16 protein-coding genes and 5 tRNA genes are annotated in these 21,021 nt (G+C 50.0%); 12 read left to right on the forward strand and 9 right to left on the reverse strand.

Annotated elements, in window-relative coordinates; translation table 11 throughout:
• Nucleotides 1–6: 6 nt before the first annotated feature.
• Nucleotides 7–1,242, reverse strand: a complete 1,236-nt coding sequence (locus tag G544_RS0107015; protein ID WP_036023567.1) for an Nramp family divalent metal transporter — start codon at nucleotides 1,240–1,242, stop codon at nucleotides 7–9.
• Nucleotides 1,243–1,964: 722 nt separating this feature from the next.
• On the opposite strand from G544_RS0107015, the gene G544_RS0107020 reads away from it, so the two are divergent.
• From G544_RS0107020 to G544_RS0107050, 7 genes are all read left to right on the forward strand, one after another.
• Nucleotides 1,965–2,939 carry an isoaspartyl peptidase/L-asparaginase family protein gene (locus G544_RS0107020; protein WP_027273935.1) on the forward strand — a complete coding sequence of 325 codons (975 nt, stop codon included), beginning with the start codon at nucleotides 1,965–1,967 and terminating at the stop codon, nucleotides 2,937–2,939.
• Nucleotides 2,940–3,122: 183 nt separating this feature from the next.
• Nucleotides 3,123–4,997: a dipeptide ABC transporter ATP-binding protein gene (locus G544_RS0107025; protein ID WP_027273936.1), complete on the forward strand. Its 1,875-nt coding sequence runs from the start codon at nucleotides 3,123–3,125 to the stop codon at nucleotides 4,995–4,997.
• Between the two features lie 33 nt (nucleotides 4,998–5,030).
• Complete coding sequence (gene gsiB / locus G544_RS0107030) at nucleotides 5,031–6,584, forward strand: glutathione ABC transporter substrate-binding protein GsiB (RefSeq protein WP_027273937.1); 1,554 nt, start codon at nucleotides 5,031–5,033, stop codon at nucleotides 6,582–6,584.
• A gap of 75 nt (nucleotides 6,585–6,659) precedes the next feature.
• A complete protein-coding gene (gsiC, locus tag G544_RS0107035) occupies nucleotides 6,660–7,580 on the forward strand; it encodes a glutathione ABC transporter permease GsiC (protein ID WP_027273938.1) in 921 nt (306 codons plus the stop codon).
• Between the two features lie 11 nt (nucleotides 7,581–7,591).
• A complete protein-coding gene (gene gsiD, locus G544_RS0107040; RefSeq protein ID WP_027273939.1) occupies nucleotides 7,592–8,497 on the forward strand; it encodes a glutathione ABC transporter permease GsiD in 906 nt (301 codons plus the stop codon).
• Nucleotides 8,498–8,603: 106 nt separating this feature from the next.
• Nucleotides 8,604–9,671 carry a DmpA family aminopeptidase gene (locus tag G544_RS0107045; RefSeq protein ID WP_027273940.1) on the forward strand — a complete coding sequence of 356 codons (1,068 nt, stop codon included), beginning with the start codon at nucleotides 8,604–8,606 and terminating at the stop codon, nucleotides 9,669–9,671.
• Between the two features lie 14 nt (nucleotides 9,672–9,685).
• A complete protein-coding gene (locus G544_RS0107050) occupies nucleotides 9,686–10,504 on the forward strand; it encodes a M55 family metallopeptidase (protein WP_027273941.1) in 819 nt (272 codons plus the stop codon).
• A gap of 92 nt (nucleotides 10,505–10,596) precedes the next feature.
• Here the strand turns inward: G544_RS0107050 and G544_RS0107055 are convergent.
• Both G544_RS0107055 and gltX read right to left on the reverse strand, forming a co-directional pair.
• A tRNA-Ala gene (locus G544_RS0107055) sits at nucleotides 10,597–10,672 on the reverse strand.
• Nucleotides 10,673–10,857: 185 nt separating this feature from the next.
• The gene (gene gltX / locus G544_RS0107060) at nucleotides 10,858–12,270 is read right to left on the reverse strand and encodes a glutamate--tRNA ligase (protein ID WP_027273942.1); all 1,413 of its coding nucleotides are present in this window, start codon (nucleotides 12,268–12,270) and stop codon (nucleotides 10,858–10,860) included.
• A 264-nt stretch (nucleotides 12,271–12,534) separates the two neighbouring features.
• On the opposite strand from gltX, the gene G544_RS0107065 reads away from it, so the two are divergent.
• From G544_RS0107065 to G544_RS0107080, 4 genes are all read left to right on the forward strand, one after another.
• A tRNA-Val gene (locus G544_RS0107065) sits at nucleotides 12,535–12,610 on the forward strand.
• Between the two features lie 43 nt (nucleotides 12,611–12,653).
• Nucleotides 12,654–12,729 (forward strand) — tRNA-Val (locus G544_RS0107070).
• Between the two features lie 28 nt (nucleotides 12,730–12,757).
• Nucleotides 12,758–12,833 (forward strand) — tRNA-Val (locus G544_RS0107075).
• A gap of 20 nt (nucleotides 12,834–12,853) precedes the next feature.
• Nucleotides 12,854–12,929, forward strand: a tRNA-Lys gene (locus G544_RS0107080).
• A 124-nt stretch (nucleotides 12,930–13,053) separates the two neighbouring features.
• Here the strand turns inward: G544_RS0107080 and G544_RS0107085 are convergent.
• The 3 genes from G544_RS0107085 to zipA all read right to left on the reverse strand — a co-directional run bounded on the left by G544_RS0107085 (nucleotide 13,054) and on the right by zipA (nucleotide 16,269).
• On the reverse strand, nucleotides 13,054–13,269 hold the full coding sequence (locus G544_RS0107085; protein ID WP_211218899.1) for a DUF3820 family protein: 216 nt from the start codon (nucleotides 13,267–13,269) through the stop codon (nucleotides 13,054–13,056).
• A gap of 18 nt (nucleotides 13,270–13,287) precedes the next feature.
• Entirely contained in the window at nucleotides 13,288–15,309 is a 2,022-nt protein-coding gene (ligA, locus tag G544_RS0107090) for an NAD-dependent DNA ligase LigA (protein ID WP_027273944.1), read from the reverse strand.
• 66 nt (nucleotides 15,310–15,375) lie between these two features.
• Entirely contained in the window at nucleotides 15,376–16,269 is an 894-nt protein-coding gene (gene zipA / locus G544_RS0107095; RefSeq protein ID WP_027273945.1) for a cell division protein ZipA, read from the reverse strand.
• 221 nt (nucleotides 16,270–16,490) lie between these two features.
• On the opposite strand from zipA, the gene cysZ reads away from it, so the two are divergent.
• Nucleotides 16,491–17,252, forward strand: a complete 762-nt coding sequence (gene cysZ / locus G544_RS0107100) for a sulfate transporter CysZ (RefSeq protein WP_036023568.1) — start codon at nucleotides 16,491–16,493, stop codon at nucleotides 17,250–17,252.
• Between the two features lie 67 nt (nucleotides 17,253–17,319).
• Here cysZ and G544_RS0107105 read toward each other — a convergent pair whose 3' ends face one another.
• The 3 genes from G544_RS0107105 to G544_RS0107115 form a co-directional block, all read right to left on the reverse strand.
• Nucleotides 17,320–18,465, reverse strand: a complete 1,146-nt coding sequence (locus G544_RS0107105) for a glycosyltransferase family 4 protein (RefSeq protein ID WP_027273947.1) — start codon at nucleotides 18,463–18,465, stop codon at nucleotides 17,320–17,322.
• A gap of 197 nt (nucleotides 18,466–18,662) precedes the next feature.
• A complete protein-coding gene (locus G544_RS0107110) occupies nucleotides 18,663–19,577 on the reverse strand; it encodes a glycosyltransferase family 2 protein (RefSeq protein ID WP_027273948.1) in 915 nt (304 codons plus the stop codon).
• Nucleotides 19,577–20,713 carry a hypothetical protein gene (locus G544_RS0107115; protein ID WP_027273949.1) on the reverse strand — a complete coding sequence of 379 codons (1,137 nt, stop codon included), beginning with the start codon at nucleotides 20,711–20,713 and terminating at the stop codon, nucleotides 19,577–19,579. Before G544_RS0107115 ends, G544_RS0107110 begins: the two co-directional genes overlap by 1 nt.
• Nucleotides 20,714–21,021: the final 308 nt, after the last annotated feature.

The raw sequence follows: 21,021 nt of genomic DNA on the forward strand, positions 1-21,021 counted from the left end.
TTCCGGTTAGACTATCCTAAAAAAGCCCATCAGTAGATAAACGTTCAGCCCCACCACCAGCGTAACGATCGCTTTGCCCACGTTCTGCATCCAGCGGCCGTTGACCATATCCCCCATCAGCTGTCGGTTGCCCGTCAACATCAGCAGCGGGATCAGCGCCAGCGCAATGCCAAAACTCAAAAATACCTGGCTGGTTATCAAAATGCGGGTAGCGTCCATTCCGCTCATGATCACAATAAGAGAAGGCAGCATGGTGACTACACGTCGAACCCAAAGGGGAATGCGTACGTGAATAAACCCCTGCATAACGACCTGTCCGGCCATGGTTCCAACTACGGTAGACGAAAGCCCCGCTACAATCAGGCTTAGCGCAAAGGTCACGGCAGCGAATTTGCCAAGCAGAGGCTCTAGCGTAACGTAGGCCTGATCCAATTCACTGATCCCCGTATGGCCGCTAAAGTGAAAAACCGCGGCAGCCATCGCCATCATAGACAGATTAACAAAGCCAGCGATGGTCATCGCAACAGCCACGTCCCACTTGGTCGCGCTATAGCGTTCCTCGCGCGTTCCCTTTGAGTTTTGCGTCAAGGCCGAGTGCAGGTAAATGACGTGGGGCATAATAGTCGCGCCCAAAACGCCCGCAGCCAAAAACACCGCGTCGTTGTTTGCCAATCCCGGCAGCAGCATGCCCTTTGACAGCGCCTTCATGTCCGGAGCGGAAAAGAACAACTCAATAATGTAGGCGCAGGCGACAAACAGTAGAAACGCGCCGATAACGCGCTCAAGCGGCTTATCGCCCCGACTTTGCAGCATGAGAATCAGAAAGGTACAGGCACCGGTAATTAGTGCGCCTTGAAGCAGGCTGACGCCCAGCAGCAGCTTGAAGCCGATAGCGGCGCCGATAAACTCGGCCAGATCGGTCGCGATAGCGATTAATTCAGCTTGAACCCAGTAAAACCAGACCAGCGGACGAGGAAACCTGTCGCGGATGTGTTCCGCCAGATTTTTATTGGTTGCAATACCCAACTTGGCGGAAAACAGCTGAACGACCATCGCCATGATGTTAGCCCATACGACAACCCAAAGCAGCTGGTAGCCAAACGCGGAGCCGGCCTGAATGTTGGTCGCAAAGTTACCGGGATCGATATAGCCGATAGCGGCGATAAAGGCAGGCCCCATCAGAGAAAGCCTGGCCTTTCTCGTTATCTTGCTCGACCGTACTATGGCACTTGAATCAGACATTCTGCGCCTCCTCCCGTTAATCTTTATGCTTAAATGATAATGATTCTCATTACCAATATCAAGAAGGTTATACGTATCGCTCAAAGAGGAGCAATCAACGATTAAACCACTCCTCACGCATCGGGAGATACCGGCAGAACCTGTTGTGATTATACTACGTACGCCAAAAAAGCCACATCATTTATGCAACAATAATAAAAACATAAAGTAACAAATTTAACATTTATGCAAGGTAAAACGAAAAATGGTGCTGAACAACGCGAATGTGGGGAAAAACTATATGGGCAATAAAAAATCACCTTTTGACGAAAATACGCACAGTTTATTCTATATAAATGCTAGAAATACAATATATATTTCTAGGTATTAAATGAAATATAAAATATAAATTGAAGGTAGGCGCAAGAAAAACAGACAACGCATATAGCATAATGGGAAAAATAAGTTATCAATCTCAATTTTCTTATAACTTATTCATGTAATTCATGCTTTCGAATTTTACCTTTCTTCATACACGCCCCTATTGGCGGCACATTTCGCTTTACGATCAAGAGCCAAAGACATATAGTCAAAAAATAGGGGAAACGTGGGTGTTTCTCAATAATCGATTTTCCAACGACAAAAGGATATATAAACAGGCGCTGTCCTAAATGATAAAAAGCGACTGCGTTGGTTAATAAAATATTCTTAAATGAAGACAAACTAACGGATCCAGCAAAGAAATGAGTCGTATACCTGTAATCGCTATTCACGGTGGCGCTGGCGCCATCACTCGTTCGGCCATGACGGCAGAGAAAGAAGCCGAGTTTCGCAATGCGCTGACTTACATCGTCACCGCAGGGCAGTCCATTTTAGCAAACGGCGGCAGCGCGCTGGATGCCGTTACCGAGGCGGTTCGCCTGCTGGAAGAAAACCCGCTGTTCAACGCGGGGAAAGGCGCCGTATTTACCCACTCGGGCACTCACGAGCTTGACGCAGCCATCATGGACGGCGCCACGCTAAACGCAGGGGCCGTTGCGGGCGTAACCCACGTACGTAACCCTATTCTCGCCGCGCGCGCCGTGATGGAAAACAGCAGACACGTGATGTTTATCGGCGAAGGCGCAGAAGCATTTGCCAAAACGCAAAATATTGAAATGGTCGATCAGGACTACTACTTCACCCAAGCGCGCTACGAACAGCTTCAGCGCGCGCTGTTGGATCAGGGCGTCGTGTTGGATCACGACGGCGCCTCACAGGCCGCTCATGCGCCTCAGGGCGATCCAATCGATCCCGACAAAAAGTTTGGTACCGTCGGCGCCGTTGCGCTTGACGTTAACGGCAATCTGGCGGCCGCAACGTCCACCGGCGGTATGACCAACAAGCAGGTCGGACGCGTTGGGGATTCCCCTATCATTGGCGCAGGCTGCTACGCCAATAACCGTACCGTCGCCGTTTCTTCTACCGGTACCGGTGAAATGTTCATGCGCGCCGTTGCGGCCTATGACGTATCCGCACTGATTGAATACGCAGGGCTCACGCTGGATGAAGCGTGTCATAAGGTCGTTATGGAAAAACTGCTGGAAATTAACGGCAACGGTGGTCTTATTGCGGTGGACTACCTCGGCAACGTCGCCCTGCCGTTTAACACCGAAGGCATGTATAGAGGCGTCGGCCGAGTTGGGCAGGACGCATCTGTCGATATTTATCGTAGTTAAAACAATTAAATAAACCAAACCGGCAGCCGGCACCGCGAGAGCGCTCTAGCGCTTAAGAGTTTCCTCTCGCCCGCCGGCGCCTAAAACCAGGACGATAATAGCGACGCCATAAGCCGCGACGTCCGCGCCGCCTCAGTGCGGCAGTAATATCAATAAAAATAAAGCAAACCTAAGGGTCGCACAGTGACACAACAACAATCCCCCAGGCCGCCCGCGGATGGCTCGGCTATTACTGTCGAAAATCTTTGCGTGCAGTTTAAAACCTCAGAGCATACTGTTGAGGCGGTACGTAACCTCTCCTTTAGCATAAAGAAGGGCGAAACGCTGGCGATCGTCGGCGAATCCGGTTCGGGAAAATCCGTAACCTCGCTGGCCCTGATGCGGCTTGTGGAGCAAGGCGGAGGGAAAATCACGCAGGGCAGCATCCTCTTTAACCGCAACGGGCATCAGGTCGATTTAACCAAGGCCAGCGGCGCAACGATGCGCAGCATCCGCGGCGCCGACATCGCCATGATCTTTCAGGAGCCGATGACGTCGCTCAATCCTGTTTTTCCGGTAGGAGAACAGATTGCCGAATCCATCCGCCTTCACCAAAAGAAGGACCGGGCAACGGCTCGCGCCATGGCGCTGAAAATGTTAGAGCGGGTTCGTATTCCGGAAGCGAAAAACGTACTGGACCGCTATCCGCATCAGCTTTCCGGCGGCATGCGTCAAAGGGTGATGATCGCCATGGCGCTTTCCTGTAAACCCGCCCTGCTTATCGCCGATGAACCCACTACCGCGCTGGACGTCACCATTCAGTCTCAAATCCTGCAGCTAATTCGCGAACTGCAGGAAGAGATGAACATGGCGGTGATTTTTATCACTCACGATATGGGCGTCGTCGCCGAAGTCGCCGATCGCGTGCTGGTGATGTACAAAGGGGAAAAGGTGGAGGAAGGCGATTCCGATACGCTGTTTGCATCTCCTCAGCATCCTTACACCAAGGCGCTGCTGTCGGCGGTACCCAAGCTCGGCGCTATGAGCGGCACCGATCTGCCGTCTAAATTCCCGCTGCTAAACGCAAGCGGTAAAAATGACGCATCTTATGCGGAAGAAGCGCCCCGCGTTGTTGAACGCTCCGGAGAGCCCATCCTGCGGGTCAACGACCTTATTACTCGCTTTGATGTACGCGGTGGCCTGTTCAACCGCGTTAAGCGCCGGGTGCACGCCGTTGAAAAGGTCAGCTTTGAAATTCACCCGGGGGAAACGCTGGCTCTGGTAGGCGAGTCCGGCTGTGGGAAATCCACTACCGGTCGTTCACTGCTACAGCTGGTGGAAAGCCAGGGCGGCAGCATCGAGTTCTGCGGCAAAAAGATCAATCAGCTTAAAGGTAAAGATCTCCAGACCCTGCGCAGAGACATCCAGTTTATTTTCCAAGACCCGTTCGCCTCGCTTGACCCTCGCGTCACGGTAGGCTTTTCCATTATGGAGCCGCTGCTTATCCACAACGTTGCGTCGGGCAAAGAGGCCGAGCAGCGCGTCGCCTGGCTGCTGGAAAAGGTGGGCCTGCTGCCCGACCACGCCAAGCGCTATCCGCACGAATTCTCCGGCGGGCAGCGTCAGCGAATCTGCATCGCCCGCGCGCTGGCGCTCAATCCTAAGGTCATCATCGCCGACGAATCGGTATCCGCGCTGGACGTCTCTATTCAGGCGCAGGTCATCAACCTGATGCTGGATCTTCAAAAAGAGTTCGGCATCGCGTTCCTGTTTATCTCTCATGACATGGCCGTAGTAGAGCGCATCAGCCACCGCGTGGCGGTCATGTATCTGGGGCAAATCGTCGAAATCGGCCCCAGAAGGGAAATTTTCGAAAACCCTCAGCATCCTTATACCAAAAAACTGATGGCCGCCGTGCCGATTGCTGACCCGGCAAGGCGCCACATAAAACGAGAGCCTATCTCGGATGAAATCCCAAGCCCGATACGCGCGCTGGGCGATGAGCCCGTTGTGCAGCCGTTGGTGCAGGTCAGCGAAAATCATTTTGTCGCACGTCACCGGATTGCCGGAATGTATTAATAAAACAACACAACATCATACGGAGATTACTTCATGTCTACAGTCTCATTCCCGAAAAGAACGCTACTGGCGGCCAGCTTTATCGCTCTGGCCGGGCTCTCTGCAACTCCCGCGTTCGCCGCTAAGGACGTCGTCGTTGCGGTTTACTCCAACTTCACGACGCTGGATCCGTACGACGCAAACGATACGCTGTCTCAGGCCATTTCCAAGTCGTTCTATCAGGGTCTGTTTGGCTTCGATAAAGACGCCAAGCTCATCAACGTACTGGCTGAAAGCTACACCGCCAGCGACGACGGCCTGACCTACACCTTTAAGCTGCGCCAAGGCGTAAAGTTCCACGACGGCACTGACTTTAACGCCGATGCGGTTAAGGCCACCTTCGACCGCGTGACCAATCCGGACAATCACCTCAAGCGCTACAATATGTTTAAGCGCATCACCAAGACGGAAGTCGTCGACCCTTATACGGTGAAAATCACGCTGGACGCCCCCTACTCAGCCTTTATCAACTCGCTGGCTCACCCGTCAGCCGTGATGATCTCCCCAGCCGCGCTGAAAAAGTACGGCAAAGAGATTGCCTTCCATCCGGTCGGCACCGGCCCGTTCCAGTTTGACGAGTGGAACGCCACTGACTATATGAAGGTGAAGAAGTTTGACGGCTACTGGAAGCAGGGCCTGCCGAAGGTTGACAGCATTACCTGGCGCCCGGTCGTTGAGAACAACACCCGCGCCGCGATGATGCAAACGGGCGAAGCCCACTTCGCCTACACCATCCCCTACGAGCAGGCCAAGCTGCTGGAAAAGAACGACAAGCTAGTGATGGTGTCCTCGCCGTCAATCATTCAGCGTTACGTTAGCTTTAACGTGCTGCAAAAGCCGTTTGATAACGTGAAGGTCCGTCAGGCGCTCAACTACGCTATCAACAAGCAGGCGTTGGCCAAGGTGGCCTTTTCCGGCTATGCCACGCCGGCTGAAGGCGTGGTGCCTAAGGGCGTAGACTTTGCCGTAAGCTACGGCGCATGGCCTTATGACCCTGCTAAAGCGAAAGAGCTTTTGAAAGAAGCGGGCTACCCGGACGGCTTCTCTACTGTCCTGTGGGCTAACGGCAACAACACTACCGCACAGAAAGTTATTCAGTTTGTTCAGCAGCAGCTTGGGCAGGTTGGCGTAAAAGTACAAATCGAAGCCATGGAAGCCGGTCAGCGCGTCGCTAAGGTAGAGAGTATACCGACGCCGGACAAAGCCGGCGTGCGCATGTACTACGCAGGCTGGTCCTCTTCCACCATGGAATCGGACTTCGCCCTGACGCCACTGCTGGCGACGGCCTCATGGCCGCCGAAGATGTTTAACACCGCTTATTACAGCAATGAAAAGGTCGATAAGGGACTCGTCGAAGCGCTGAAAACCACCAACCGCGACGAAAAGGCCAAGCTGTACAAAGAGATTCAGGATCAAATCTGGGCCGACGCGCCTTGGATCTTCCTGACCACCGATCAGCTGCTGTACGTTCACAGCAAAGACTTGAGCGGTATGTATATCACTTTGGACGGTTCGTTTAACTTCGACAACGTCGATCTTAAGCAGTAAATAACCGCGTCGCCGCGCGCCCTTCATCGGGAGGGCGCGCTCTAATAAGAAAGTGCTGTTTTCTGAGTTCATAACATGTCGAGTTACTTTTTAAAACGGCTTCTGGGCCTGATACCGACGCTGCTTATCGTGATGGTATTGGTGTTCCTGTTTGTCCACATGCTGCCCGGCGACCCCGCCCGGTTAGCCGCAGGCCCCGAGGCGGACGAAACCGTCGTCAACCTGGTGCGTAAAGACCTCGGACTGGACAAGCCGCTGCCCCAGCAGTTCGTCAGCTTTTTTACCAATATGGTGCAGGGCGATTTCGGTACGTCCATTCGCACTAAGCGCCCCGTCAGCGAAGAGATCGCCTCGCGCTTTATGCCCACCTTCTGGCTTACGGTAACCAGCATGGTCTGGGCCGTGATCTTCGGTATGAGCATCGGCATTATTTCCGCCGTTTGGCGCAATAAATGGCCCGATCGCCTGGGCATGACGCTCGCGGTATCCGGCATCTCTTTCCCCTCGTTCGCGCTGGGGATGCTGCTGATGCAGGTTTTTTCCGTCAACTTAGGCTGGCTGCCTACGGTCGGCGCCGACAGCTGGAAGCACTACATCCTTCCCTCCATCACTCTGGGCGCTGCCGTTGCGGCGGTGATGGCGCGCTTTACCCGCGCTTCCTTCGTCGAGGTATTACAGGAAGACTTTATTCGCACCGCTCGGGCCAAAGGCCTGAAAGAGCGGGTTGTCGTTATCAAGCACGGGCTTCGTAACGCCATGATCCCGGTGGTGACGATGATGGGCCTGCAGTTTGGCTTTCTGCTCGGCGGCTCCATCGTGGTTGAAAAAGTGTTTAACTGGCCGGGGCTGGGCCGACTGCTGGTTGACTCGGTAGAAGCCCGCGACTATCCGGTTATTCAGGCGGAGGTCCTGCTGTTTTCACTGGAGTTTATCCTGATCAACCTGATAGTCGATATGCTCTACGCCGCCATTAACCCCACGATCAAATATAAATAGGAGGAGCCGATATGAGTTCATCAACGACCGTCGAACCAACCGCAGTATCCGGCTCCGACGCAAAAAACGTCCGTACGCCGTGGAGCGAGTTCTGGCGCAAGTTTCGCAAACAGCACGTCGCCGTCGCGGCGGGCGTTTTCGTCCTGTTGCTGGTAATTATTGCCGTTTTAAGCCCTTGGCTCACGCCTTTCGATCCGGAAAACTACTTTGACTACGAAAGGCTCAACGAAGGCCCGTCAGCGCTGCACTGGTTCGGCGTTGATTCGCTGGGCAGAGATATTCTTAGCCGCATCATCGCCGGCACGAAAATCTCGCTGGCCGCGGGCTTCTTCTCCGTTGCGCTCGGCGCAGTGATCGGCACCTTTATGGGACTGATGGCGGGCTACTATGAGGGCTGGTGGGATCGCATCACGATGCGCATCTCCGACGTGCTGTTCGCTTTCCCCGGCATCCTGCTGGCGATTGGCGTGGTGGCGATTATGGGTAGCGGCATGACGAACGTCATCGTCGCCGTAGCGATATTCAGCATCCCCGCCTTTGCTCGCCTGGTGCGCGGCAATACGCTGGTGATAAAGAACCTGACCTACGTCGAAGCCGTCCGAAGCCTTGGCGCGTCCGACTGGACCATCATTATGCGCCACATTCTGCCCGGCACCGTTTCGTCCATCGTGGTCTATTTCACCATGCGGATCGGTACCTCTATCATCACCGCCGCCAGCCTGTCGTTTTTAGGCATGGGCGCCCAGCCGCCGACGCCGGAGTGGGGAGCCATGCTCAACGAAGCCCGCGCCGATATGGTGATGGCGCCGCACGTCGCTATCTTCCCCAGCATCGCCATTTTCCTGACCGTACTGGCGTTTAACCTGCTGGGAGACGGGCTGCGCGATGCGTTAGATCCTAAAATCGACCAGAAATAGAAGGTAGTAAGGTAGAAAGTAAAAATAGCTGCGCTGTATCGCAGAGTGCCAGAACGCTCTGTGATACAACGCGTTATTATCCGAATAAGAAAAAAGGCATTACCTCATGGCGACTTCTGCACACTCTGTATTACCTCCCTACATTGGCCAGCTCCCCGCCGGTAAACTCAACCTGATTACTGACGTACAGGGACTGGAGGTCGGGCACAGCACCGTCAACGACGGCGCCCATCAAACCGGAGTAACGGTGATTACGCCCCATTCGGGAAACCTGTTTTGCGATAAGGTCCCCGCTGCGGCAACGGTTCTTAACGGCTTTGGTAAAAGCGTCGGCCTGGTGCAGGTCGACGAGCTTGGCGTGCTGGAGACGCCGATTGCGTTAACCAATACGTTTTCGGTCGGCGCTATGGCGCAGGCGCAAATTCGCCAGGCCGTTGCACAAAATCCGGAAATCGGGCGGGCGTGGTCGACGGTAAATCCGCTAGTGTTTGAGTGCAACGACGGCTATCTCAACGACATTCAGGCCATGATCCTGAACGATAGCCACTACGAGACGGCCTTAAAAGAAGCCAACGCTCAGTTTGCACAGGGCACCGTCGGCGCGGGGCGTGGGATGTCCTGCTTCGAGCTTAAGGGCGGCATCGGTTCCGCCTCCCGGATCGCCACGCTGGCCTCTGGCCAAACCTACACGGTCGGCGCGCTGGTTTTAGCCAACTTCGGCCGCCTGCCAACCTTCACGCTGGCGGGCAAACATTTGGGAACCCTGTTAAAAGAGCGCCTTGAACAGCAGGCCCTGATGGAAGAAAAAGGCTCTATCATCATGATTGTCGCCACTGACGCGCCGCTGGATTCCCGCCAGCTGGGTCGGTTATCCCTACGCGCCGGCGTTGGCCTGTCGCGCACCGGCGCCTTCTTCGGCAACGGCAGCGGCGACATCTCGCTGGCCTTTTCCACCGCCTATACCGTTCCACAACAGACCGACCGCCCAATGCCTTCCGTCGCCTTCCTACACGACGCCCTGATGGATCCGCTGTTCCAGGCTACCGCCGACAGCGTCGAGCAGGCCATCGTCAACGCGCTCTGGTATGCGACCACCACCGACGGGCGAGACGGCAACCGCCGGGTATCACTGCGTGATTTAGCCCCAGATCTACAGAGTTTATTGGCATCATAAAGGAGAATTCAATCGTGAAAGTGCTTATCTCTACCGATATTGAAGGCGTCGCCGGGGTATTTCATCCCGAACAGGTTCGCCCCGGCAACGGCGAATATGAGCGCGCCCGCGTCTGGATGACCAACGAGGCCAACGCGGCCGTGCGCGCCGCGCTGGACGGCGGAGCCAAAGAGGTTATCGTCAACGACTCGCACGGCAGCTTTCGCAACATCATCGCCGATCGCCTGGATCCGCGCGCGCTGCTGCTTCAGGGCAAGCCGCGCTACCTGAGCATGGCGTCCGGCGTTGAGCGCTCCCCCGATGCGATGTTTATGATTGGCTATCACTCCAAGTCAAAAACCCGCGGCATCCTGGCCCATACGATAAATAGCTTTGCGTTCTCCCGCATCTGGCTTAACGACATGGAGCTGGGCGAAGCGGGCCTGTATGGCGCGCTGGCGGGCGAATTCGGCGTTCCCGTCGCGCTTATCGCTGGCGACGACGTCTTTATTGAAGAAACGCTGCCATTGTTTCCTGAAGTCACCTTCGTTGAAACCAAGCAGGCAGAAGGCCAAAACAGCGGTCTGTCCATCACGCCGGAAGAGTCCTGCCGGGCTATTTACGACGCCGCCCGCATGCTGGTGGAAAATCCGGCCCAGTGGCATCCTTTTAAAATCGAACCGCCGATTACCTGCCGCCTACAAACCCAAACCCCAGCGCTGGCAGACCTGTTCGGCCAGCTACCGATCGTCGAACGGCTGGCAAGCGACGAGGTGGGCTTTAACGCGGAGTCCGTCCAGTCCGCCATTCGCATCCTTAACTGCTTTTCGGCGATGTCGACGATGTTGAGGTGAGTTTAGGGAAAGAGATAAGGGCCATAGTGGCCCTTTTTTATTGGAGATAGAAAAGCAAAAGGCCGATGCTTTCGCATCGGCCTCTTAGAATTTGGTGGAGCTAGACGGGATCGAACCGTCGACCTCTTGCATGCCATGCAAGCGCTCTCCCAGCTGAGCTATAACCCCAAACTGTCTTCGTTAGTTCAACCGCCGGCTGTCTTAACGGGACGGGCGCATAATATGAAACATCGGGGACGTCTGTCAACGCCTAATTAAAACAAATTGTTCGAATGTTGAAAAAGAGAGCAAATCGCTTACGTCATCGACAAAAAAGCCGGGCGCTGCCCGGCTTTTGTACTCTTTATACTTTACTACTGGGCCGCTCTTGCATCAATAAAGGCTAACGCCCTATCAATACGCGCTAAAGAGCGAGACTTGCCGATAGCCTGAACGGTCGCGTCAACCGACGGCGACTGGCCGCAGCCGGTGACGGCTACGCGCAGCGGCATGCCGATTTTGCCCATGCCGATCTCCAGCTCCGTCGCGGTGCCTTCAATCGCATGGTGGACGTTTTCCACCGTCCAGTCGGTAATCGCCTCAAGCTTGGCGCGAACGCGCTCCAGAGGCTCTTTGGCGACCGGGCGCAGGTGCTTCTTCGCCGCATCGGCATCAAACTCGTCAAACTCTTCGTAGAAGTAGCGGCAGGACTCCGCCATCTCTTTTAACGTTTTGCAGCGCTCGCCGAGCAGCTTAACGATCTCCACCAGCTCTGGGCCATTCTGGGTGTTATAGCCCAGCTGGTTGATATGCCACGCCAGGTGAACGGCAACGTGCTCAGGCGGTAGATGGTTAATATAGTGGTGGTTCAGCCACTGAAGCTTTTCAGTGTTAAACGCGCTGGCGGACTTGCTGACCGCGTCCAGCGTAAACAGCTGCTTCATTTCATCAACGCTAAAGATTTCCTGATCGCCGTGGGACCAGCCCAAGCGCACCAGATAGTTCAGCAGCGCTTCTGGCAGGTAGCCTGCGTCGCGGTACTGCATCACGCTTGCCGCGCCGTTGCGCTTGGACAGCTTCTGGCCGTCGTCGCCCAAAATCATGGACACGTGGGCATATTCCGGCACCGGCGCGCCCAGCGCTTTCAGGATGTTGATCTGGCGCGGCGTGTTGTTGATGTGGTCTTCTCCACGAATGACGTGGGTAATTTCCATGTCCCAGTCGTCGATCACCACGCAGAAGTTGTAGGTCGGCGCGCCGTCGGTGCGACGAATGATCAGGTCATCAAGTTCCTGGTTGCTGATTTCAATCGGGCCGCGGATCTTGTCATCAAAAATGACGGAGCCTTCCTGCGGGTTGCGGAAGCGAACAACGTGCGGCTCGTCGTCGCCGTGCTGGCACTGGCTGTCGCGGCAGTGGCCGTCGTAGCGGGCCTTCTCGCCGCGGGCGATTTGATCTTCGCGAAGCTGCTCCAGACGCTCTTTAGAGCAGTAGCACTTATAGGCCGTTCCCGCTTTGAGCATCTCGTCAATCACAGCATTATAACGGTCAAAGCGCTTGGTTTGAAAATAAGGGCCTTCATCCCAATCGATGTTAAGCCAGTTCATACCGTCCATGATGGCGTCAATCGCCTGCTGGGTTGAGCGTTCCAGATCGGTATCTTCAATGCGCAAAACGAAATCGCCGCCAAAATGACGGGAAAAAAGCCAGGAATAAAGGGCTGTACGGGCGCCGCCGACGTGGAGATCTCCCGTTGGGCTTGGTGCAAAACGCGTTTTTATTTTCATGGACATTCAACGTTGGCCTTGTTCAAGATGGTATAAACATGATTGGCGGTCGCTTATCGCAAAGAGAAAGATTAAGGGCCGCGACAAAAAGTAGCCGATATTCTACCACCAGTCGTTGAATCCTCAACGTTCCCGCGCAGAACAAAGCCGCTCATTGGTAAAAAACCTTGCGGGTCTGACTAATTTTACGACGAACGGTCAGATTCGTAGAAAAAACCATTGACTCAGTTGCTTCGTTCCCTATAATGCGACTCCACACGAGAAGGGTGATTAGCTCAGTTGGGAGAGCACCTCCCTTACAAGGAGGGGGTCACTGGTTCGAACCCGGTATCACCCACCATCTTCTTGTGTAGTTGTTGCAGTTATGAGAGTAGGCGGTTTCAGGGTGATTAGCTCAGTTGGGAGAGCACCTCCCTTACAAGGAGGGGGTCACTGGTTCGAACCCGGTATCACCCACCAGCGCTCTCAGCAAAATAGATAGTTTTTGGGGTGATTAGCTCAGTTGGGAGAGCACCTCCCTTACAAGGAGGGGGTCACTGGTTCGAACCCGGTATCACCCACCATCTACTATCTGGCAGTTATTGGGTCGTTAGCTCAGTCGGTAGAGCAGTTGGCTTTTAACCAATTGGTCATAGGTTCGAATCCTATACGACCCACCATTATTTTGAAGTAGAACGAATTGAATGAGCGCTTAAGGCGCTTTTTTTATTTCTGTTTTTCTATCAAAAAGGCACAAGGGATTTAAAATCCCTCGGCCCTTCCCTATTACGCGTGACTACTTTTTCAGGCTTTACCTTTCAACGGCCGAATCACGCTGTCCAGCCCTTCAATCTTCAGCGCCAGCGTAAGCTCCATCAGCTCGCCGAGCTCCCCTTTCGGGAAGCCCTTTTTGGCGAACCACAGCAGGTATTCATCCGGCACGTCTACCAGCATACGTCCTTTATATTTGCCAAACGGCATGGGCGTATTAGCGATTTTTATCAGGTGCGTTTTTTCTATCATCAGAATGGCCGAACCTTAAACGCCTAGCAGCCGAAGCATCTCGGCCTCGTCAATAATCGGAATGTCCAACTCCCGCGCCTTGGCAAGTTTGGAACCGGCCGCTTCACCGGCAATCACCATATCGGTTTTCTTCGACACGCTGCCGCTCACCTTGGCTCCTAACGCTATCAGGCGAGCTTTGGCGTCGTCTCGCGACATTTGGCTTAGAGAACCGGTCAGCACCACGGTTTTACCGGCAAACGGACTGTCTATCTCTTCGGCAACAATCACGACCGGCGCGGGCCAGTGAATGCCGATCTCTGGCCCCGTTAATTCGGCCAAGATGCTTCGGTTATGCTCTTCCCTAAAAAAGTTATAGGTATGCTTAGCCACGACCTCGCCAACGTCCTGAACCTCTTTTAGCGCGTCGATATCGGCCTGTTCAATAGCCGGTAAAGAACCGAAGTGGGACGCCAGGTTTGCCGCAGTCGCCTCACCGACTTCGCGAATGCCCAGGCCGAACAGGAAACGCGCCAGCGTAGTGCTTTTCGACTTTTCCAGCGCTTCCAGCAGGTTTTGCGCAGATTTCGGCCCCATTCGCTCAAGGCGAGTAAGAATGCCGAGACTGAGGCGATACAGATCGGCGGGCGTCTTCACATATTCTTTGTCTACCAACTGTTCGATAATCTTGTCGCCCATCCCCTCAACGTCCATCGCCCGACGGGATACGAAGTGTTTTAGCGCCTCTTTACGCTGGGCTGCGCAAACCAACCCGCCCGTGCAGCGAGCTACTGCCTCCCCTTCTACGCGCTCGATCGCCGAACCGCAAACCGGGCAGGACGTCGGGAAAACAATCGCCTTTGCGTCTGACGGGCGTTCCGCCTCAATAACTCCTACAACCTGGGGAATAACGTCTCCCGCCCGGCGTATAACGACCGTATCGCCAATACACAGGCCCAGGCGAGCAATTTCGTCAGCATTATGCAGCGTAGCATTGCTGACCGTCACGCCGGCCACGCTGACGGGCTCAAGGCGAGCGACGGGCGTAATGGCTCCGGTGCGTCCAACCTGAAACTCAACGTCTCGTACAACCGTCATCTGCTCCTGTGCGGGAAATTTAAAGGCGGTAGCCCACCGAGGCGCTCTGGCGACGAAGCCCAGCGCCTCCTGTAGCTCCAGAGAATCAACCTTGATAACGACGCCATCAATATCAAACCCTAGCGTTGCACGATCTTCCTGAACCTGACGATAAAACGCCAGCACTTCTTCGCTCCCCTTGCACAGGCGAATGCGGTCGCTGACCGGCAGCCCCCACTCTTTAAATTTTTGCAGACGCGCCATATGGCTTTCAGGCAGAACCCCACCGTCAATAAGCCCTACTCCGTAACAGAAAAAGGTCAGAGGCCTCTTGGCCGTGATTCGGGGATCCAGCTGACGCAGCGAGCCCGCCGCCGCGTTGCGCGGATTGGCAAACACCTTCTCATGGTTACGGCGAGCGTGATCGTTAAGCGCCTCAAAGCCTGCCTGCGGCATGAAAACTTCCCCGCGCACTTCCAGACGACGAGGAATATCAGCGCCCTGAAGACGCAGCGGTATTGCGCGGATAGTGCGAACGTTAGAGGTGATGTTTTCCCCCGTCGTACCGTCGCCTCGGGTTGCGGCCTGCACCAGGCGCCCGTCTTCATACAGGAGGCTTACCGCCAGGCCGTCCAACTTCAGCTCACAGCAGAAGGTAATCTCATCATCGCTCTTTAAGCGATCGTGCAGGCGCTTATCAAACGCCAAGTAGCTTGCCTCATCAAATACGTTATCCAGAGACAGCATGGGCACTTCGTGCGTCACCTGATTGAACGCGGAAAGCGGCGCGGCGCCGACGCGCTGGGTCGGTGAATCGTCGGTAATCAGTTCGGGATGAGCGGCCTCAATTTCGCGCAGTTCGCGCATCAGGCGATCGTATTCTGCATCCGGCACTTCCGGCGCATCCAGAACGTGATAGAGATATTCATGATGACGCAGTTGGTCTCTAAGTTGATTTAAACGCTGCTCTAGCGACGTCATAATTCACCACTCATATGATAAAAAACCCCCGGCAGGCGGGGGTTTATTGAATAAAAACGAACCGTATTATTTTGTCGGCTTGGCCGTATTTTCCAGCACTTCGCGAATTTGCGCTTTATACGTTTCCAGCTTCTGCGGCGTCATCATGTGGCGGGATTCGTCCAGCACGACGCCGCCCACATCGTCCGCAATGCGCTGAGCGGACTGCAGCATCAGCTTAAAGTTCTGGTGAGCATCTCCGTAGGAAGGCACCATCATAAAGATGGATACGCCCGGGGTCGAAAAATCCGCCATATGTTCCGGGTCAAACGAACCGGGCTTGACCATGTTGGCCAAGCTAAACAACACGGGGCCGCTGCCGGCCGGGTCGACGTGGCGGTGGAAAATATTCATCGCGCCAAACTTAAAACCAGCGTGCAGAATGCTCTGCAGCAGGGGTTCTCCGGCCACCGTGCCGCCGTTAAGCGCCGACACGTGCAAAACAATAACCAGCTCTTTTAGCGGCTCAGGAGACGAAACGGCGCTTTGCTCAGCGCTGTCGGACGCATTCGTTGCTGCGGGCTGTTCAACTTCTTCCGGCTCATTGTCGTCAAGTAAGACGTCATCAAACGACATTTGAATCGGGGATGGTTCCTTTGCATCTTCCGTCGCTGAATCAACGAGGTCTGGCTCTTGCGGCTCGCCAATAGACGAAATGATAGGCTCCTCTGACTTACGAGGAGAGGAAGATGAAACCAATGGATCGGCCGACGGCGTAGACACAGAACGCACCCTCACCTCACCGACGCCTTCGTCCAGAGAGTCAAAAGGTTGTTCTTTTTTCTGTGTAATCCCACGCTTGAAGGGCTTATCACGAAAAATAGATGAGCGTTCTTTACGGCTAGTCCATAAACCGTGTACGAGTAACGCTAGAATCGCTATAGCGCCAACGACTATCAATATCAGACGCAAATTCTGCATCGTTGCTATCTCTGCTTTTTATACGTGCCACCGCGGCAAACATACTACCTACATAATCCTATTTGCCTACGTATCCAAGTGCAAGTCTATGCTCATTTTTATTCACGATAAATACGATTTTTTCTACTTTTTTGTCTACTTTTTAAGCTTCACAAAGTTCGTAATGTATTTATCATAGAATATGATAACCTGATTTGCGTTTATAACGGGAACTTTAACGCATGACACAAGACTCAATTCGACAAAATTTACCTGAAAAAAGCGGTTTTCACTACATTGCTCAAGGCTTCAAGTTGGTCAGGATGCCTGGCATTCGACGCTTTGTCGTTCTGCCGCTGCTGGTGAATATCCTTCTGGTAGGCGGCGCTTTCTGGTGGCTTTACGGTAAGCTGGGAGAATGGATCCCGGCGATGATGAGCTACGTTCCCGACTGGCTGCAGTGGCTTAGCTACCTGCTCTGGCCGCTGGCCGTAATATCGATTCTGCTTATTTTCGGCTACTTTTTCAGCACAATCGCCAACTGGATTGCAGCTCCCTTTAATGGGCTGCTAGCGGAGCAACTGGAAGCAAAGCTTACGGGCAAACCGCTGCCGGACACCGGCATCTTTGGGTTGGTGAAAGACGTCCCGCGCATCATGAAGCGCGAATGGCTTAAGCTGGTCTATTACCTGCCCCGCGCCCTACTGCTTTTGATTCTGTATTTCATTCCCGGCGTCGGCCAAACGGTCTTCCCCGTGCTGTGGTTCCTGTTTAGCGCCTGGATGCTGTCCATTCAGTACAACGACTATCCGTTCGATAACCATAAGATAAGCTTTTCAGATATGAAGCTAACGTTGAGCCAGGAAAAGGTGCGCAACGTACAGTTCGGCATGGTTGTTAGTTTGTTTACTATGGTGCCGATCCTGAACTTGTTCATTATGCCGGTTGCCGTTTGTGGGGCAACGGCGATGTGGGTGGAGAGGTATAGGGGGAGGTTTGTATAGGAACAAATTAATAGCTGCATACTTATGCATTAATATGCAGCTTAACTTAATAAAAAACCAATTTATATTATTCCATCCTTAGGCGTTTCTGATATAAATTATGTATGATCTGGATACGCTTATCGATATTATGGTTTCTACATACATCTTCCCTAGCCTCTTCGCCTAAAAACTTACGAACAGATTGATTAATAATAACTTTATCCAAATTTAAAATTAAATCATCTATATTATTAAGATTAAATAACAAGCCTGTCTTATTATTCTTCACTATATGTCTATTTCCAGGAATATCTGAAACTAAACAGGGTAATTCAACACTCTGAGCCTCAAGAATAGCTAATGGCATCCCTTCCCATTTTGAAGGAAGAACAAAGATGTCTAGTATATTTAAAAGAAATTCTGTATCCTCTCTCCATCCCAATACTTTGACTTTATCCGTTAGTCCTTCATATGAAATACATTCAAGTATATCTTTCTTTAAATCACCATCACCGATATAAACAAGTTTTACATTAGGGAATTTCTTGGATATTATATTAAAAGCCCTTAATAAAAATAACGGGTTCTTCTGTTCCCATAATCTACCTAACATACCGATGATAATATCATGATGGGAGAAACCTTCTTTTTCTCGTATTTTTAATTTATTTTCATAAGTAAAAGAATAGAACTTATTAATATCAACACCATTGGGTATTACATGTATTCTTTTACAATTAACCTTAAGATCCCTTAAAGCTATGATTTTATCATCATCATGTAGAGTAATAATATCATCTCCACATATAATACCTAAGCGCTCCATTATAAAATAAATTGCTTTTTGAATTCTAGTATTTGCAGATGAGAATGAAAAACCATGTACTGTATGTATAATATAAGGCGTCCTAGCGATATAGGCAGCAATACGCCCTAAAACCCCAGTCTTAGAAGAGTGGGTGTGAACAATATCGAATCTATATTTTTTTATTATCTTGAATAATGAACAAAGTGCTAGAAAATCATTTTTTATATTAATGTCCCTACATAGCTCATCAACAAATATACACTTTACACCTATCTTTTCAGCCTCCTTAGATAAGGGGCCGCTTTCTTTACAAATTAAGAATCTCTCATAAATAAAAGGATCCAAGCGTTGCAATTCATCTAAACAAACTCGCTGAACACCGCTCAGTAAAGGTAACAATTGTATATGTACAATCTTTATCATGAATATTTACCGGGAATAACTCAATCATAAAAATATATTAGTAGACTAACAAAATTCATAACAAATCTATATATAATATCTTTCTCTCTATCTTTATCTATAATTTGAATACCATTTTCTCTGACAGAGGATCTGGACCAAGGTGAGTTATGAATTTTATCTCACGAAATTAATTGGATAGTTTTTATCTATGAAAACTATTTTTCAATACGCTCGAAGGCACCAAACTTACCACGTATACCATCTTTAATTCCATGATAAGCATAATATAAATAATCTTTTCTATTCTCAGAGCTAAAATAACCAAATAAAAGCCTTAGAAAATTAAACACACTCTCTCGTAACTTATATCCAAATGGAACATAGGGTAACCGAACCATATAAAAGCTATTCCTTAGAAGATAGTACCGTCTAATAGGACTATGTACTGAAATTTGTCGACCGAAAACAGATATTCGGCGGTCTCCAATAGAATGAGCCATTTTAGCTTTTGGTGATATAAAAACACGATACCCCATATTTTTTGCTCTTAATGACCATTCTACATCAATATAATCTATAAATAAATCACCTTTCATTAGGCCAATATCTTCTAATACACTAGTCCGAATCAAACAACCGGAAGCAATTATGAAAGTTGCATCTATTATATCCGTAGGATCTATACGCCGAATAAATGGGCCACAATATACGGTAGCTGGATATAATTTATTAGAGATGGGATCATAGAATATTGGCCCAACAGCAGCAACAGACTCACCTTTATTAATAAGCTCACATTCTGCATCTAATAAGGCTTTAACAAAAAATGGCTCAATAACACTATCTTGATCAAATAGTAGTATATGAGAAGCCTTGCTTTTTATAGCCATCTTCACAGCGATATTTTGTGCATCAGCAAGCCCAATATTTGTATCATTTTGAATAAAAGTTATTACCTGAGTCTGAAATTTTATACTATCAGCAATAGAAAATGAATTTTTTGAACCATTATCAAAAATAATTAAATGATCAACCTGAGGCTGAATTGAAGATAAGACTTTTATTAATTCATTTAAATTAGGATTGTAAGTTACCAGAATACCATATATGCACTCACTAGCATTAGTCATTATGAAAACCTAATATTCAAAGGGTGTGTTAACTTCTTCTTATTTAAACTAATGGCCATCAAAAGCCCTAGAAAAACAGAGAACGTGAAAGAGACAAGTACTGGGTTAGAATATGATACAAGATAAAAACCATATAGTGATATTATTTCTTGATATCGTTCCCTCTTATAGAATAAGATTAAAATATAAAAGAATGCAAGACTATGAAGTAAATATCCTAAAACCCCATACTTTCTAATAATCTCTAGCTGGCTAATTTCTATATTGTCTGTAAACGAATTGAATCCTATAGAGTAAAAATGGGAACCAGGCCCCATGCCAAATAAAATATTGAATCCATCAAGATTATTAAAAACTGAAACTAAATGTCCCAAGCGGATACTAATTCCATCATAAGGATCATCTATAATACTTAAGTTTGAATATGGAAGATAAACCATAACAAAGGCTAATAACACGAGAACAGCTTGGGGAAGAAATAAATATCTAATAAATTTTGCAATAGTTTCCTTCTTAAAAAAGGCAGCCATTAACATGAAAAATAATACAGTAAAAACACCAAATCTAGACAAACATAGGCCTAATAAAAATACAAAAAAGAAAGCCGATTTTCTGTATCCAGAGAAGAATGAATATAATGAAATCGCAACCATCACAAGTGTGCTTTGAAAATAAACTTGCGGATAGCCATCATCTCGCACATAAAACCAACCAGGAAAAGAATTAAAATAATCAGTTACACTTTGACCATATACTAGAAGAAGAATAAATACTACTAATATCGTTATTGAAAATACATACCCAGAATAGACAACCCCCTTCAATAATTCAGTTTTATTATAGAGAGAAAAGAACCAAAAAAAGAAAGGAATAAATAAGAGCGGAGCTATCCAAATAATAATATCAGCTATACTCTGCCCACCAATTAATGACACACCAAGACCAGCCATAGCTAGAAAGAGAAAAAGGAAATAAGAAACTAGCATATGACGTTCTGACTTGTAATTACTATTAAAATATAAATGGAGAATAGCGCCTATAATAACAAAGAATAATCCTATATATCGAATCCCAATAGGCCCGCCAGAATCAATAATAAAAGAAAAAAAAACAAAAATAATAATTATTATATTCATCATAGATCCTATCTCTGGATTCACATTTACAACTCAAGTTAATATATTAGGAAAATTTTACAGGACTCTACATTAAGCAATTCCCATAAGAAGATATTTCTCCTACATAATTATATTCTTTCCCCTTCCCTACAGCCTTAATTTTTACATTATCCTCGATATATTTAAGGCTATATACTTTCCCCTTAGGAACAAATCAAGCATATACTCTTTTTATCTTGCAATCATTTTTATTCATTGCTATTTCAGAGCATCAAGCAAACATAAAATAGAATAACGCCCTTTAAAACCGTCATGGTTATTTTAGG

This window comes from Leminorella grimontii ATCC 33999 = DSM 5078 (genome assembly GCF_000439085.1).
GTDB classification, from domain to species: Bacteria; Pseudomonadota; Gammaproteobacteria; order Enterobacterales; family Enterobacteriaceae; genus Leminorella; species Leminorella grimontii.